Genomic DNA, 15,910 nt, shown 5'->3' on the forward strand with positions numbered 1-15,910 from the left:
TACTGTCCAGAGCAGACTTAACTATGATTTCCATGAGAGGAGGTATCAACAGATAGATTATTAGGATTCTCTACTCTGGTTGATTCCTCTCATGGTTGCCTATTTCGGAAAACTGTCCGGACTATTGTTAAAAAACCAATGGAGTAAAAGATATGGAGCCCGGACCATCGGGATATTCAGGTGCAAACAATACATCTACGGCCTCTAACACTTACGCCAGTTTCTCGACCAATGAAACTTCAAGTGTCGAGACTGTGCTTGAAAAGGCACGTATTTTCCGCTTTCGTGAGGTGGATGTAATTGTCGGATATACAAAACAATATATTTCAGACAAAAGAAATAACTCATATATAGATGCCTCAGGAAAACACTTTATATTTCGAGATGCTTCGCCTCAATATCTAGCCAGACGAAAGGTCGAAGTAATTAGTGCTTTCTTTGAATCAACAACTCTTGAATTATTTAAAGGTGCCAATAATTCTGCACAACCTGCTCCCAATACATTGGTTGGTCATGCATTCGAATATGATGCTTTTATTAGACAACATGCCAGAAAAATCCTCAACCAGGAGGCTATACCAGACTTTTTAAAACGACTTGGGAATTCTGGACAGGAACATCTCCATTTTCTGCAAAAAATAGCTAGTGCAATGCAGGCGAAAACTGAAGTCAATCCAGAACAGGATGGACAATATCTTTTAGCTCTTTGGGTTGAGCTTTCCAACGCTATGGCTTTCAGGACTTCAGGAAAAAAAACACCCCTTCCCCACAACCTTTCACCTGGAGCTGCATGGCACAACATATGGCTCAGAACCAAAATAAACGTCAGTTTCCAGATAAAAACCACGAGCTGTCAGTCGAGACTAAAAGAATGAAAAATGAGCCAGAGCAAACAACCAGTTCACAACTTCCAAGACAAGACCCTACAAGCTCAGAAGACATTATAATTTACAGCTCTGAACCAGTTCCTGTGGAAAATTCACTCCCCCAGAGACAAAACAGCAGCTTTTCTACTCACATGGAAAGGAGTGATGATACATCAACTGAGGATGATATTGGTAATGACCCAGAAGAGGATAATTTCATAGATAAAGCGAGAAAGGAAGGGAAAAGTGAAGCTGAAATTGCAGTATTAAAATTTAACTACCTTATAAGTCAGGCCATGAAAAATGCACAGTTAATTCAGCAAGAACAAATTAGAACTGGTCATCCAAGTATCTCGGATAATGAAAAAAGAAAAATGATGAGAAGCTTGTATGAAGCCCAACCCATAGTAAACAGCATTCTAACTAAAAAATAATAAGTCAGGCTGGAAGCAATAAGCTTCCAGCCTTAGAAATATTTACTTCCAGCCTGCTACAGAACTGCCTTTAAACAGCTCAGCAGCCTTGGCTTCGACGGTGTCGGTCTGGTAAGACTTAACCAGTGCGACTACGCGAGGATCTTCCTTATTATCTTCACGAGTAACAATGATGTTCACATAAGGAGAGTCCTTATCTTCCACCAGCAGGGCATCACGGGTTGGGGTGTAACCTGCAGGTACGGCGTAAGTGTTATTGATAAAGGCCATATCCACATCATCCAGTGAACGGGGCAGTTGAGCCGCGTCCAGTTCGATAAACTGGAACTTACGAGGGTTCTCAATGATGTCTGCCGGTGTTGCTTCCAGATTATTCACATCATTCAGCTTAATGAAACCACGCTGATGCAGAAGAATCAGTGTGCGACCTTCGTTACTTGGGTCGTTTGGAATAGCGATTTTTGCACCATCTTTCAGTTCACTGATGTCTTTCAACTTCTTGGAGTAAGCTGCTATAGGGTAAACAAAGGTATTACCAACAGCGACCAGTTTGAAGCCCCGATCACGAACCATGCTGTCCAGATATGGGCGATGCTGGAAGGCATTGGCATCAATACTGCCATCAGACAAAGCTACGTTTGGTGACACATAATCGGAGAACTCAACCAGCTCCACATCGACATTATGATCTTTTTTGGCAATATCCACAGCCACTTTCATCACATCGGCTTCAGGACCGGCCATCACACCCACTTTCAAAGGGCCATTCGGATCGTCAGACTGACCACAGCCAACCAGCAACGCTGCTGATGCCAATACCGCCGAACTGGCCAGGATTTTTACTGTTTTTAGAATATTAAAAGTCATTTATTACTCCCAGACTTTATCAACGCTCTATTAACACCGTACTTAGTTTTAAAAAGTGCTAATAGACTCCCAACAATCGGTTTATTAATAATTTTTTAACTGTAATCAGTGACTGCGGTCATAGTGCTGCTGGAGGCGGTCACCAATCATCTGCAGCAATTGCACAAGGGCTATCAATACGACGACTGTTGCCAGCATAATGACGCCATCAAACCGCTGGTAGCCATAACGTATGCCCAGGTCACCAAGGCCACCACCACCGATGGCACCGGCCATGGCTGAATAGCTGACCAGTGTCACCAGTGTGATGGTCATGCCATTAATCAGACCAGGTCTGGCCTCTGGCAGCAACACACGGGTAACAATCTGCAATGGGCTGGCGCCCATGGATTGGGCGGCTTCCACCAGCCCTGAAGGCACTTCATTCAAGGCACCTTCTGCAATTCGGGCAACAAAAGGGATCGCTGCCACGGTCAATGGCACAATGGCTGCGGTTGTACCAATGGAAGTACCTGTCAGCAGTCGCGTCAGTGGAATAATCGCCACCATCAGAATAATAAAAGGGATAGAACGTCCAGCATTAACAATCCCCCCCAGAACCAGGTTAGCCACCCGGTTTTCCAGAATGCGTCCTTCACGGGTCACATAGAGCAGTACACCCAGCGGGATACCCAGAAGAAAGCTGACACCACCGGAAAATGCCACCATATAGAGGGTTTCCCAGAGGGCTTTAAACAACAGTGACCATGCATCAGCTGACATAACCAATCACCTCTACCTGAACATTGGCTTTCAGAAACTGCAGGGACTGCTCAATACCTTCAGGCTCACCCATAATTTCTACCATCAAAAAGCCCATGGCTTTTTCATTGACCGTTTCAATATCCGCCTGCAGGATATTAAAGTCCGTATTGAACTGTCTTGCCGCTTTGGTAATCAGAGGCTGCACAACCCCCTGTCCGACAAAGGTAATGCGTACAACCGGCCGAGCACCGTCAGAAGGGTCTGACTGGAACCGGGCTTCAATTTCAGCCACCGGTTTTTCATGAATAGCGCTGCGAACAAACTCTTTTGCCAGATCCGTCTGGGGATTGAGAAAGAACTGTTCCACCTCATTCTCTTCGATGATTTTGCCGAAACTCATGATGGCCACTCGATCACAGATGGTTTTCACCACATCCATCTCATGGGTGATGATCAGAATCGTGATCTTAAGCTGACGATTGATGTCTTTCAGCAAAGCAAGAATGGATCGTGTTGTCTGAGGATCCAGCGCCGACGTTGCTTCATCGCACAACAGAACATTCGGCTTACTGGCCAGAGCCCGGGCAATAGCAACACGCTGTTTCTGTCCGCCGGACAACTGGGCAGGGTAACTGTTTCTTTTGGAGTCCAGTCCGGTCAATTCCAGAAGTGGCAGAACGGCTTGTTCAATCTCTGACTTAGTGGCACCAGCCAGCTCCAGAGGCAGAGCAACATTGTCATACACGGTTCGACTGGAAAGCAGGTTGAAATGCTGAAAAATCATGCCAATGTTGTGACGGGCCTGACGCAGCGATTTTTCCGAGAGCCGGGTAAGATCCTGACCATCCACCAGAACCTGACCGGAGGTTGGTTTCTCCAGCAAGTTAACACAGCGAATCAGGGTACTTTTTCCAGCCCCACTGGAGCCAATCACACCGTAGATCGTACCTTCAGGTACCGAGAGGTTGACTCCGTCAATGGCCTTGACCTCTGTGCCGCCTGAGGCAAACACCTTGGTCAGGTTGTTCAATTCAATCATTACAGCTCCTGCCTACAACTGCGCTGGATGATGAGTCGCAATTTCTGTACATCTGTTAAAACAGATAGAGTATTTGTCAGATAGTTCCAGTTCAGGAGGTATTTCCTGAAAAATTGCTCCCAGCATTTTCAGGATACCGCACATCCATGTGCATAAAAAAACCACCCTGCTGCTAACAGAGTGGTTTCATAAGGAATTCTTTATTGAAACCCTTCTTTTAGCGGATTTTATAATGCGCCCGCAAGCCAAGGTCAAATCAGCGCATGAAGCAACAAACTATCCAAAATAGTGATTTCTGTCAACTGCCGCCAAGTACCATCAAACGGCAGACAGAATAGCGGTTATCCCTGAAATACTGCACAGTACGAGCATAATCTGGCGAATCCTTTCCTTTTCAACCTTCTCAGCGACTTTACTGGCCATCCAATGCCCCGTTAGTACCGCAGGAAAAAGGCACACACCATAGATAAGCTGTTCTTTTGATAAAAGATCATTAATACCCAGCATAACCAGTGAAATAAAACTGCCAACCACAAAAAATACAGCAAGGTTGGCCCTGATCCGGTTGCCACTTTCATTTTGTAACAACAAAGCCATTGGTGGTCCACCTATAGAGGCCGCAGTTCCCATCATCCCCGAACACAGACCCGCACTGAACAGAGTAAATGGTGTCGTTTTCAATTGATAGGGAAAAAGGCTACCGACAACCGCCAGCAATACAGCCCCTCCCAACACAAGACTTAAGTGTTGGATACTGACCAGCGTGAGAATTAATACCCCAATCATGGAGCCGGGTACCCGGCCCAGCAGGGCATACCCCAGAATTGAAACGTCGATCTCACTGGCATAACGTCTGGCGGAAAGTGCACCGATCGCCATACCGGAAAAAATCAGTGGCCCTGGAACCAGAGCAGGATCAATTTGATAAAGAAAAGGTGCAGCAACCACTGCCATGCCAAAGCCGATGGTTCCCTGGACAATAGCCCCCAGGCCAACAACCCCCATAGCAGCAACAACCTGCAGAAGTGACAGTTCCATTTAGCGACATCCAGCAAAGGTCTTAGAAATTACGCCTGCCTCTGCTATATTATTTTTTCGAATAAAAAAATAACAATCAATTATATATAGATAATGTCAGTCAAAACATACGTACTGGTAATTTTTTTCCTGCAAGCACTTAATAACTGGACAACCGACGTTTGTCCTATTTAATAAAAGAGTAAGGAATATTTTTATTCAGTCATGGTTTCGTTTTTTCAGAAGCTTATATGTATAGAAACCATGCAATAACGAACAGATGTCGTCAGGTATTTTCGCAGTTATTCCGCCATTCATACTTCTTCACATGACTGGCTGCCCGGCTTCATCCCACATGTCCCTAACACCCATAACCAGCATGGGCAGGTATCATTATGGAGCTATTCTTCAAAGACTTTATTATGCTGTGGTCAACCATTGACCCAGTGGGCACTCTGGCATTATTCACCGGCCTGACTGCTCGACTATCAAAGTCACAAAAACGCAGGGTTGCTCTCAAAGCAACGGCCTACGCCTTTGTAATCCTGCTTTCAGCACTGGTTCTTGGTCAGATTATTTTAAAGGCGATGAATATCCAGCTGATCTCCCTCCAGCTGGCAGGCGGCATTATCCTGTTCCTGTTTGGCCTGCAGATGATTTTTTCTGACCCTGAAGAAGGTTCTGGATCAAGGGAGCCTGGTCATCAACTTGCCGTATTTCCTCTGGCAGTCCCTTCCATTGCCAGCCCCGGGGCCATCATGGCGGTGATTGTTCTGACGGATAATCAGCTCAAAACCTTCAGCCAGCAGGCCATGACAGCCGGAGCAATGACCCTGGTTCTGATGGTCACCTGTGGCCTGATGCTGATTGCTGACCGTATCTTTCGAGTCATTGGGCACAATGGCTCGGCCATTATCATACGGGTCATGGGTATGATACTGGCCGCACTGTCAGTGGAACTGGTGATGACAGCTCTTGGGGTTCAGCGCTGGATGAGTTAACTCTCCAGCCCCATCATCGACTTGTAGTGCTTTCTGCAAACCGATAGATAGCTGTCATTGCCTCCTATCTGTACCTGACTGCCACTCTTGACGGGATTACCATCACCGTCAAGGCGCAGCTGCATATTGGCCTTTTTCTCACAGCACTTGCAGATGCTTTTCAGCTCTGTCAGCTCATCAGCAATGCTGAGCAAAACTTCACTGCCGGCAAACGCTTTGCCAAAAGCATCGGTGCGCAGGCCAAAGCAGAGTACCGGAATACCCAGAACATCAACAACATCCGAAAGCTGCCAAACCTGCTCCGGCGTCAGGAACTGTGCCTCGTCCACCATAACGCAGGCGATATATTCTTCACTGTGCTCTCTGGCAATTTGCTGCTTAAGATCATCACTCTGCGAAATGGCCACAGCTTCACTTTGCAGGCCAATTCTTGAGGTTATTTTTCCTACACCAAAACGGTCATCAATGACCGGGGCAAGCAGCAATACCCTTTTACCGGCACTCTCATAATTATGAGCTGACTGCAGAAGGTAAGTACTCTTTCCCGAGTCCATGGAAGAAAAATAAAAATAAAGTGAAGCCATTACACTGTGATCCTTGGTGTCGATACATAATTATTCCGTCATTGTCGCTTTATCTCCAGAGAAATTACCGCACCCCTGTTTCGGAAGATGACGCTTGTTCTAACTATAGAAGTTTCTCAAAGTTTGCTAGCCTTGCCCTCTCTACACGAAACCACCAGACTGAATGAAACTGACGCCCCACCAACAAACAGTTGCCAATCATGATAAGGACCATGCCCTCTGTATTGCTGTAGCTGGCTCGGGGAAAACCTCAACGCTTGCTCAACTGGTCAGCAATCTACTGCAGAAAGGAGCAGATCCACGTCGGTTGATGGTGATGATGTTTAACAAGGCGGCCCAGATCGACTTTTCAAAAAAACTTCGAACGCTGGCCAGCTCCCAGTTTGCAAGCCTGCCGGAAAGTCAGCTGCAGCTCCCCGAAATCAGAACCTACCATGCAACAGGGTTGAAACTGCTCAGAACACTGGAAGGCTGGCAGATAAGAGCCCCCTACAACAAACAACCATTATCTGAAAAAGTGGTAGAACTACAGGTCAGGACACTGATTCTGAAATTGGCACCAGAAACCATTAAGGAGCGCATTCGCTCGGATGCCGCCCGCCTGATCGAAGCTGCCATCAGCTTTATTGAATCGGTCAAAGCTCATTTGGCCAGTCCAGAGCTGTGGTTTGAGCAGTCCAGTTATACGGATGACTATCGATTTTTCATCAAGCTGTTTCATCAATTTGAACAATGGCGCCACCAGCAGAAATCGATCACCTTCACCGACATGCTCTACGATCCGGTGAAACTGATCCAGGAACACCCGGAGCTGATTCCCAAAGTCGCTGATAAGATGGACTTTATCATCGTTGATGAATATCAGGATACGTCGACTCTACAGCACCAGTTTACCCGGCTGATTGCCGGACAGCGGGCCAGAATGATTGCCGTCGGGGACCCTGACCAGACCATCTATGAATTCGCCGGCGCGAATATCGACAACATTCTGAACCATTTTCAGCAGGACTACGGAGATACCGGTGAGGTCAAAGAGCTCACCATGCCCCATACCTTCCGCTATGGTCACAGCATTGCTCTGGCTGCCAGCCACTTGATCAGTCAGAACCGATCCCGCAAAAATGTTCTCTGCATTGCCCATCCGGAAAACCCTCCATCCCTGATTCGTCTCAGCCAAACCGGATCAGACGACAGTCGCTTTGTTGTTGAATCTCTCATGGAGTATCTGGCTTCAGGTACTCCACCAGAAGATATAGCCATTCTGGTGCGTGTCTGGGCTCAGGCGGTTCCCATTGAGCTGAACCTTCTGGAAATGGGTATTCCCTACAGCAGCGACGGCCCTTCCCTTTTTCAACGGCCGGAAATTGAATCGCTGATCGATGCAATGACACTGGCCAGTGGCGGATTTGCCGACTTACTGCCCGAGGTTCGATACCATAAGCTGGCAAGGCTTCTGACGCTGCCCCATATCGGCCTGAAACAGCCGCATATTGACTGGCTTTGCCAGCAGCTGAAAGATCAAAGTCACCAATTTGGTAAAACCCTGGGAAAGCTGGCACCCAAAATAAAAGACATCAGTGACTTTCAGGCTCGAAAACTGACACAAAGAGCAGAACTCTTCACATGGCTGGAGCATAATGGCAGTAAACATAAGGCCCATACGCTGATCGCCACGTATATTCAGCAGTCTGAAATATACGACAGCCTAAGGTCCATGAGCCTGAATGAGCAACGAACGGATGAGCAGATTCTTGCCATCAAAGGTTTTCATCGCTTCCTGAAACAGCTGAATGAAAACACTGCCAACTGCTGCCTGCATATCGCTGAATTAATCGAGAAACGGAAGCAACAGAAAAGCCAGCGACAGCGATCCAGCCACGGTATCACTCTCAGTTCCTGTCACCGCTCCAAAGGGTTGGAATGGCCTGTTGTGTTACTGCCTGGACTGACCCGTCAATACTGGCCGTTCCTCAGGGAAGATGAAATCGCTGCCCTTTCCGCCCAGAAGACCAGTAATGCTATTGAGTCTGAGCGCCGCCTGCTCTATGTAGCGATGACCCGTGCCAAAAAGCAGTTACACCTGTTTACCAGACAGGGAGACCTTACCAGTGTTCCCAGACAGCGTTCATGGTCACCTGATGGCCAATCCATTACAGGAAGAGAGCATCAGGACCGTATCAGTCCCTTTTTGCTGGAAATGAACCTGCCCCACGTCTTATCACTAGGCAACCTGCTCCATGAAGAGGCGGATGAAGACCTGGCCGAAGCCATTGATAAAATTGGCCTGACGCCAGTATCAAGGCGATACGTCAACTCAGCTCGCCCAGCACTGATCGAAAGACTGAAAACCATTCCCAATATTGAGACAAGCCGCGAATCCACTGGCTCTACTCACAACGGAGCCAGTAATGCCCGAGGCAGTGCTTTTGACGGTCCATGGCAGCTCAGGGCCGTTATTGATCATGCCATCTTTGGTCGCGGAGAAGTGATTGAGGTCAATGACAGCAATTTCTCGATCCGCTTTGACAGTCGTCAGCATGGCATCAAACGTTTTGCCAGAATTGAAGAGGTTCGCCACCTATTCAGAGTCCTCTCGGTCTGAATGGTTATGGCTACTGCAACGCCTCTTCAAATCCGCTTCAAAGAGCCTGGTGACCCGTGTATACCTTCCTGCATTGAGCCGGGTATCATGCTTCAGCGGACCTGCATTCTGTTTAAACAGATACATACCTGCCGACTCATTATCTGGCATAAGCACCATTTCATAAGAAACCTCACCATCTTCAAATACCTCTTCACTGGCCAGTAAGCCCACCTCAATGCCATTCTTTGCGTGTTTTCGGATATAGCGGTATGTTCCCTGCATCACACGCTCTGAACCGATAAGCTGATAGATATATGCGCTGCGTCCAAAATGCATCAGAAATTGAGAATACTCATCTGAATTATCAGATCCTTCTGAACGGTCAGCCTGAAACAGAATAACTTCGCCCTCAAATTTTGCTGGCAGCAAACCCTGACCATGACTGTTACCAGATAGCATAAAGAGAGAAATAAACAGAAAAAAGGGTAATTTGTAACGGATCATGATGGCGTCCCATCTCTTCTGGAAAGCCGGTAATACTAGTCCTTAAGCCTGGAGGCTGTATTAGGGGGCGTTACCAACTGGTTGAATGGCCAGTTGGTAACGCCCCCTAATAAATAGAGTCACTGCACATATCATCTCACCAAATTCTCAGGCTACCTCTGAAGCAGGTAAGTTGTCTCTGGAAACTAAATTATACTGATGATGGTTTCACTCTTTCGACGGAGCATCCAATGTTTCACATGGTCAAGGTGGGATTATTTTTAATATCTATATTAGTGTTCTGTGCCTGCTCAGTATTTGATCATCAAGAGCCATCCAGAGAGTTCTATCCCGCACCTCCTGATACGTTTCGGGAAGATACTCTTTACACAAATATGACGACCTATGGCCGGTATTTGGGCTGCAATGCCGGTGTGAAAAATCTTGGAGGCCCCCAGGATGGCTGGGTCAAAGCCCCCTCTCTGCCTGGCACCTATGAAGAGTATCTTAATGGCTGGGAATCTGGGTTCAGAAAATGCCGAACGGATACGGGGCCTGAGGAAACCCCAGGAGGCCCCATCGTACCCCCAGGTGACCTATACCCTTGAATCAGATCTTTGGAGTGACCGATGTTTCTACTCATGAAACGGGCATCAATTTTCCTGATGCTACCAGTACTTTTTGCCTGCTCTACCACTGATCAACCGATGTCACCGCAGAGAAACATACCCCCTCCTCCGCCGGATATTACGCAGGACAATACGCTTTACACCAATATGCGGACTTATGGCCAGTACATGGGTTGTGGTGCTGCAGAAAGGGATGAAGGCCTGCCCCAGGAAGGTTGGAAGCAGGCTCCAGCACTGCCAGGCACCTACGAAGAGTATCGCAGTGGCTGGCAGGAAGGTTTTAATAAATGTCGAATAGGACTGGGGCCTGTGGTGCCTCCCAGTGGCACTTACCCATAGGAGGCAATTTTTTAATGACTATTTAGTTTATCTGCGCCGTCCTTTTTTCTGCCGGGCAGAGCTACTCTTTGATGTCTTTGAATTGCGGTTATCCCACTGGCCACCCCGGGCCTTCTGGAACTCACCTTGTGAATGCACCCGCTGCCCCGACCTTCTCTGCCCCTTGTTTTCTTCTTCCGGAATCAGCTGATGTTTGCCGGGACCAATCAGGTCAGAACGGTTCATATCTCGCAGCGCCTGACGCAGGAAGGGCCAGTTCTTTGCGTCGTGATAACGGAGAAATGCCTTCTGCAGACGACGCTGATCCAATGTTCTTGGGGTATACAGCCGGGGGCTCTTATAGCTGACCCGCTTCAGCGGGTTCTTCTCAGCATGATACATGGCCGTCGCCAGTGACATGGGTGATGGATAGAATGTCTGCACCTGATCCACACGGAATTTGTTTCTCTTCAGCCATAAAGACAGGTTCAGCATATCTTCATCTTCACAGCCAGGGTGAGCGGCAATAAAGTATGGAATCAGATACTGCTTTTTACCCGCCTTCTGGGAGAAGTGCTCAAACATTTTTTTAAAGGCATCATAGGTCCCCATACCCGGTTTCATCATCAAATCCAGGGTGCCTTTTTCAGTATGCTCCGGCGCAATCTTTAAATAGCCACCTACATGATGCGTCACCAGCTCTTCCACATATTCCGGGTCTTCCACGGCCAGATCATAGCGAAGGCCAGAGGCAATGGCGATTTTCTTAATACCCGGTATAGCCCGGGCTTTCCGATAGAGTTCAGTGGTCTGCTTGTGTGATGTTTTCAGGTTTTTGCAGATCCCAGGGAAGACGCAGGATAGCCGACGACAGCTGGCCTGAATCTGATCATCCTTACAGTTCAGATGATACATATTGGCAGTCGGGCCACCCAGATCAGAAATCTGTCCGGTAAAGCCTGGCACCTTCTCGCGAATATCCTCCAGCTCTGCCAGTACCGACTCATGTGAACGACTCTGGATCACTCGCCCTTCGTGTTCCGTGATCGAGCAGAATGAACACCCACCAAAACACCCCCGCATAATATTTACAGAGGTTTTGATCATATCGTAGGCCGGAATTTTGGCATTACCATAAGACGGATGTGGTCGGCGCTGATAGAACAGACCAAAGACACCATCAATCTCAGGCGTTTCCAGCGGGATTGGTGGCGGATTGACCCAGAGTTCACGGTTGCCATGCTTCTGTACCAATACCCTGGCATTGTGCGGATTGGATTCCTGATGCAACACTCTCGAAGCATGGGCATAAAGTGACGGGTCATTGCGCACTTTTTCAAACGAAGGCAGTCGGATACAAGTCGTTTCAGGGTTCAGCTTTTCTTCACGATGCAGTGGCATCGGAATTATCCGCACCGGCTGAACCTCATTAATGGATGCACTCTCTTCAGTTTGACAGCTTTCTTCTTCTTTATAGTCATAAGGGCTGGATCCAAATGCTTCCTGCAGAGAACCGATATCCCGTGGCCAATCGATTCGGGAAGAGTCGATTTCTGTCCAACCACCAGGCACCTGCGGCTTCACAACCACGGTACCGCGAACATCATGGATATCTCGAATATTAACTCCGGCAGCCAACCGGTCGGCCACTTCTGCCATGGCCCTTTCAGCATTGCCGTACAGCAAAATTTCTGCGGTTGCATCGACCAGAACTGAGCGTCGAACCTCATCACTCCAGTAATCGTACTGGGCAATACGGCGCAGGCTGGCTTCAATCCCCCCCAGAATGACCGGAACCTCACTGTACGCCTCTTTGCAACGCTGGCTATAAACAATAACCGAACGATCTGGCCGCTTGCCAGGCTCTGCATTGGGTGTATAGGCATCGTCATTACGAACTTTCAAATCAGCCGTGTACCGGTTAATCATGGAATCCATATTGCCACCGGTTACACCAAAAAACAGGTTTGGTTTACCCAGACGCTTGAAGTCTTCAGCATTGCTCCAGTCTGGCTGGGCAATAATCCCTACACGAAACCCCTGAGACTCCAGAAAGCGGCCGATAACGGCCATACCAAAGCTGGGATGGTCTACATAAGCATCGCCAGTCACAATAATGATGTCGCAGGAGTCCCAGCCCAAATCGTCCATTTCCTGGCGGGACATAGGCAGGTACGGGGCTGTGCCATAACACTCTGCCCAGTACTTGGGGTATGAAAACAGGTCAGGGGCAGTTTTTGGTGTGGGCATGAAGTCTTCGGTGCTGTGATGAAAAACGGGCTATTTTCACAGAAATCGCCCGTCAGTCCTACCCCGGTATTTAATTACATAATGCTGAATTACGAAAAACGAACGATATCAACAGAATTTCTGACATAAATATCCAGCAATTTAGCCTCAGGCTTTTCGTGTGACACTTAGTGCAGAAAACAAACTCCCTCCATGGAAAATATCTGAAACATTAAATCGGCTAAACCGTGTGTTGCTCTCTCCAGTCAGCAAAACCAGAGGGACTTGATGCAATGGTCTGAGGTCCACTGACAAAACCCTGCTCAACGTAATACCCCTTGACCCCTTCATCTACATGACAGGTTCTTGATACTGAAGCTTCGCTTACCTGCTTTGGAACAACATTCAGCCCGGAGGCTCCAGTGCTTGCCATTTTTGACATCATTATGTTCAGTGCCATGACTGGAGAAGCTGCTTCACATATGGCAACCTGTCGCCCCTCCTCAGATAACTGATAGCATTTCTTATCAGGAACAGGGCGGCCTGTCATTTCATGGTCGGCAAAAAAACCAGGATTGTTTGGTAAATGGCAACCAGGAATGTTCTTATTAACTTCAGGGAGCACACTGACCATTGCCTTTGGTATTACAGGAGATGTTAAACCAACTGGCAATGAATGTTTTGGGGCACCTCCATTCGCAATTCCCGTGATCGTATCGAGCTTGGCTTCCCCTCCTTGCTTCTTAGCCTTATAACGATGGTTTTGAAACCAGATTTTAACTTGTGTTTCAGTTAGTCCCAGTCTCGCTGCCAGCACTCCTTTTTGCTCTTTTGTAATATATAAATTACTTCAGAAAGCCTTCGACAGTTCTTGGGTCTGATAAGCTGAAAATAGCACCCGTTTTTTCCTATTTTTGCATACACTCCCAGCGTTTCCTTCCCTAGCCACTGGCTCGCCCACTTTAACCTGATTACATAATTCAGAACTCTGGGTATATGTACTAAACGGACTGGCAAATGTTGAACTCCTTTGAGATAACAAAGTTCTCTCTGGAGTACAATGCCCGATACTGACATTGGTACTTCCTTCAGCAGCGTTTTGAGTTAGAAAGCTGAAGCTGTGTGGCTGGACCTTCACAGCCTGTTGACTATCAAAAGCACCACTCTCCTGGGCAGGCCTGGAAACAAAATCACCAACTCCATATGAGCTTGCAGTACCTTGCAGTAACCCCGCTATACTGTGATTAACATTCACTTTGTACCTCCCTCATTTCTGAGTATGTCTCTTAGCTCCCTTTTTAGTATTTTCCCGTTAGCACTGAGCGGAAATTCCTGAAAAATTCGAACATACCTTGGGTATTTGTAATCACCCAGTTGCTGCCGTGCCCAGGTTTTCACCAGTTCAGGGGAGAGCTTGCAACCTTCATGCAGAATCAGGCAGGCCATAATCTCTTCCACATAATAATCATCAGGTACGCCAATGACCGCTGCCTGCATAATGTCAGGGTGAGCCAGTAAAACCTCTTCCACCTCCCTGGGATACACATTAAAGCCGCCGCGAATAATCAGGTCCTTCTTACGGTCAACAATGTAGTAGTTACCCGCTTCATCTCGATGGGCAATATCACCCGTATAGAACCATCCACCCTTCAGCACCTCAGCAGTCTGTTCCGGCTTATTGAAATACCCTTTCATCACGTTATGGCCACGAATGGCCAGCTCACCATCCTGACCAGAAAGCAAAATCTTTCCCTCATCATCAACCACTTTCAGCGCGACACCGGGAATGGGTCGCCCAATGGAGCCGGGAATGCGTTCCTGATCCAGAGTATTGAAGCAGGCAACCGGTGAAGTCTCTGAGAGTCCATACCCTTCAAGAATGGTAACCTTAAAGTTGCCCTCAAATGCCTTCATAACTTCCAAAGGCATAGGGCCTCCACCACTGATACACAGCCTCAAACTGTCGGTAATGATTTGCCGATCATCCTCAGACAACTCAGCCTCAGCACCATTCAGGGCAATATACATGGTGGGTACACCAGCAAAGAAGGTGATCTTCTCCTGCGCCAGTAATTTCAGTGTTTTCGAAGCGTCGAAGCGAACCATCAATACCATGGTGGATGCCGATGCCACAGCATGAAGCATATGCGCCGTCTGGGCAAAAGTATGGAATAAGGGCATAACCACCAGGTGGGTATCATTGACATCCGTCATCAAGAGGGCTGAACAGATCAATGCGTTCATCGACAGGTTATGGTGCGTCAGTTCAGCGCCTTTTGGCCGACCGGTTGTGCCAGAAGTGTAAAGAATCGCCGCCGTATCGTTTGACCCTCTATCCTGTGGATCTTCCAGTGCGCTGCCTGACAGCAAAGCCGAGAGAGTGGACTCACCTCTCCACTCCTCCGCTTTAAGGTCTCCGGTGATGGCAAAAAAGTGTTCGCAGCTGCTTACCTGCTGAAAAGCCTCCAGCCCAAACTGCCCCAGCGGCAGTTCATCCGAGCCTTCAAAGCACAGAAAGGCCACTGCCTGGCTGTCTGTCAGGTGGTAAGCAAGTTCCTTAGGCTTTAATAGAATGTTCAGGGGCACCACAACAGCACCGGCACTGAGAATGCCGTAATACACCATCAGGAACTGGGGAATATTGGGACAGCTCATGGCAACCCGGTCACCGGGTTTTATACCCTGTTGCTTTAGTCCTTTACCAATACTCGCTGCGGTATCTTTTAATGTCTGGTAACTGATTCGCAGGTCACCAAACACAATGGCAGTTTTATCCGGATAGACAGCAGCACTCCGATAAAGGAAATCAGCAAGATTGGACATAAAACCAGCACCCTAAAGAGAATATCAATTGACTCCCTTCAGAAAGTAGACAGCGACCAGTGAAAGCTCAAACCAGGTTATTATACCAATTGAATTTTCTAACTACTGTATAACTGCCCAATCACGGGAGCACAGACTGAACAGTCGACCAGCTTCGCTGCAAAGGTTATTCCAAGCTTCACAGCAACAATCTACAATATTTTCATAACCTGAAAATGCTTTGTTTGATAAGTCATGCTCCCGCATCCACTCCCATAGCCTTTCTGAGCTGTTTAACTCCGGTGCGAATGGT

At 47.7% G+C, this 15,910-nt stretch carries 15 protein-coding genes, 2 pseudogenes and 1 riboswitch; of the genes and pseudogenes, 5 read left to right on the top strand and 12 right to left on the bottom strand.

All coding sequences use genetic code 11. The features are described 5' to 3' along the window. Positions 1-152: 152 nt before the first annotated feature. Together AK963_RS17140 and AK963_RS17145 are read left to right on the top strand one after the other, a co-directional pair. The gene (locus AK963_RS17140) at positions 153-875 is read left to right on the top strand and encodes a sugar phosphate isomerase family (RefSeq protein ID WP_066016666.1); all 723 of its coding nucleotides are present in this window, start codon (positions 153-155) and stop codon (positions 873-875) included. Then, complete coding sequence (locus tag AK963_RS17145; protein WP_066016667.1) at positions 872-1,300, top strand: hypothetical protein; 429 nt, start codon at positions 872-874, stop codon at positions 1,298-1,300. Before AK963_RS17140 ends, AK963_RS17145 begins: the two co-directional genes overlap by 4 nt. Before the next feature lie 42 nt (positions 1,301-1,342). Here the strand turns inward: AK963_RS17145 and AK963_RS17150 are convergent, their stop codons facing one another. The 4 genes from AK963_RS17150 to AK963_RS17165 all read right to left on the bottom strand — a co-directional run bounded on the left by AK963_RS17150 (position 1,343) and on the right by AK963_RS17165 (position 4,988). Continuing rightward, complete coding sequence (locus AK963_RS17150; protein ID WP_066016668.1) at positions 1,343-2,167, bottom strand: MetQ/NlpA family ABC transporter substrate-binding protein; 825 nt, start codon at positions 2,165-2,167, stop codon at positions 1,343-1,345. A gap of 105 nt (positions 2,168-2,272) precedes the next feature. Further along, entirely contained in the window at positions 2,273-2,929 is a 657-nt protein-coding gene (locus tag AK963_RS17155) for a methionine ABC transporter permease (protein WP_066016669.1), read from the bottom strand. Beyond that, a complete protein-coding gene (locus AK963_RS17160) occupies positions 2,919-3,950 on the bottom strand; it encodes a methionine ABC transporter ATP-binding protein (protein ID WP_066016670.1) in 1,032 nt (343 codons plus the stop codon). Before AK963_RS17160 ends, AK963_RS17155 begins: the two co-directional genes overlap by 11 nt. A gap of 197 nt (positions 3,951-4,147) precedes the next feature. After that, a riboswitch (SAM riboswitch) is annotated at positions 4,148-4,223 on the bottom strand. Between the two features lie 45 nt (positions 4,224-4,268). After that, positions 4,269-4,988: a sulfite exporter TauE/SafE family protein gene (locus tag AK963_RS17165; RefSeq protein WP_066016671.1), complete on the bottom strand. Its 720-nt coding sequence runs from the start codon at positions 4,986-4,988 to the stop codon at positions 4,269-4,271. 374 nt (positions 4,989-5,362) lie between these two features. Here AK963_RS17165 and AK963_RS17170 point away from each other — a divergent pair, with 374 nt between their 5' ends. After that, positions 5,363-5,968 carry a MarC family protein gene (locus AK963_RS17170; protein ID WP_083232722.1) on the top strand — a complete coding sequence of 202 codons (606 nt, stop codon included), beginning with the start codon at positions 5,363-5,365 and terminating at the stop codon, positions 5,966-5,968. Here the strand turns inward: AK963_RS17170 and AK963_RS17175 are convergent. Then, positions 5,965-6,552 (bottom strand): thymidine kinase, encoded by a 588-nt coding sequence (locus AK963_RS17175; protein WP_066016673.1) that lies wholly within the window; start codon positions 6,550-6,552, stop codon positions 5,965-5,967. The two genes, AK963_RS17170 and AK963_RS17175, sit on opposite strands and share 4 nt — an antisense overlap. 163 nt (positions 6,553-6,715) lie before the next feature. Here AK963_RS17175 and AK963_RS17180 point away from each other — a divergent pair, with 163 nt between their 5' ends. After that, positions 6,716-9,154: an ATP-dependent helicase gene (locus tag AK963_RS17180; RefSeq protein ID WP_066016674.1), complete on the top strand. Its 2,439-nt coding sequence runs from the start codon at positions 6,716-6,718 to the stop codon at positions 9,152-9,154. Here the strand turns inward: AK963_RS17180 and AK963_RS17185 are convergent. Then, positions 9,131-9,640, bottom strand: coding sequence for a hypothetical protein (locus tag AK963_RS17185; protein WP_066016675.1), 510 nt, complete (start codon positions 9,638-9,640; stop codon positions 9,131-9,133). The genes AK963_RS17180 and AK963_RS17185 overlap by 24 nt on opposite strands. Before the next feature lie 608 nt (positions 9,641-10,248). Here AK963_RS17185 and AK963_RS31425 point away from each other — a divergent pair. Further along, positions 10,249-10,587, top strand: coding sequence for a hypothetical protein (locus tag AK963_RS31425; protein WP_083232723.1), 339 nt, complete (start codon positions 10,249-10,251; stop codon positions 10,585-10,587). Positions 10,588-10,614: 27 nt separating this feature from the next. On the opposite strand, the gene AK963_RS17200 is transcribed toward AK963_RS31425, so the two are convergent. The 6 genes and pseudogenes from AK963_RS17200 to AK963_RS35515 all read right to left on the bottom strand — a co-directional run. Then, positions 10,615-12,816 (bottom strand): YgiQ family radical SAM protein, encoded by a 2,202-nt coding sequence (locus AK963_RS17200; RefSeq protein ID WP_066016678.1) that lies wholly within the window; start codon positions 12,814-12,816, stop codon positions 10,615-10,617. Between the two features lie 220 nt (positions 12,817-13,036). Beyond that, positions 13,037-13,420 carry a hypothetical protein gene (locus AK963_RS17205; RefSeq protein WP_238593764.1) on the bottom strand — a complete coding sequence of 128 codons (384 nt, stop codon included), beginning with the start codon at positions 13,418-13,420 and terminating at the stop codon, positions 13,037-13,039. A 126-nt stretch (positions 13,421-13,546) separates the two neighbouring features. After that, positions 13,547-13,633, bottom strand: a pseudogene (locus AK963_RS36895) (homeobox domain-containing protein); the annotation flags it as partial. A gap of 12 nt (positions 13,634-13,645) precedes the next feature. Continuing rightward, a complete protein-coding gene (locus AK963_RS35510; RefSeq protein ID WP_066016680.1) occupies positions 13,646-14,050 on the bottom strand; it encodes a hypothetical protein in 405 nt (134 codons plus the stop codon). Further along, positions 14,047-15,618 (bottom strand): long-chain-fatty-acid--CoA ligase, encoded by a 1,572-nt coding sequence (locus tag AK963_RS17215; protein WP_066016681.1) that lies wholly within the window; start codon positions 15,616-15,618, stop codon positions 14,047-14,049. The genes AK963_RS35510 and AK963_RS17215 overlap by 4 nt, the downstream gene beginning before the upstream one ends. A 102-nt stretch (positions 15,619-15,720) precedes the next feature. Further along, positions 15,721-15,910 (bottom strand): annotated as a pseudogene (locus AK963_RS35515) (IS630 family transposase); the annotation flags it as partial.

Origin of the sequence: Endozoicomonas atrinae (genome assembly GCF_001647025.1) — a bacterium.
GTDB lineage: Bacteria > Pseudomonadota > Gammaproteobacteria > Pseudomonadales > Endozoicomonadaceae > Endozoicomonas > Endozoicomonas atrinae.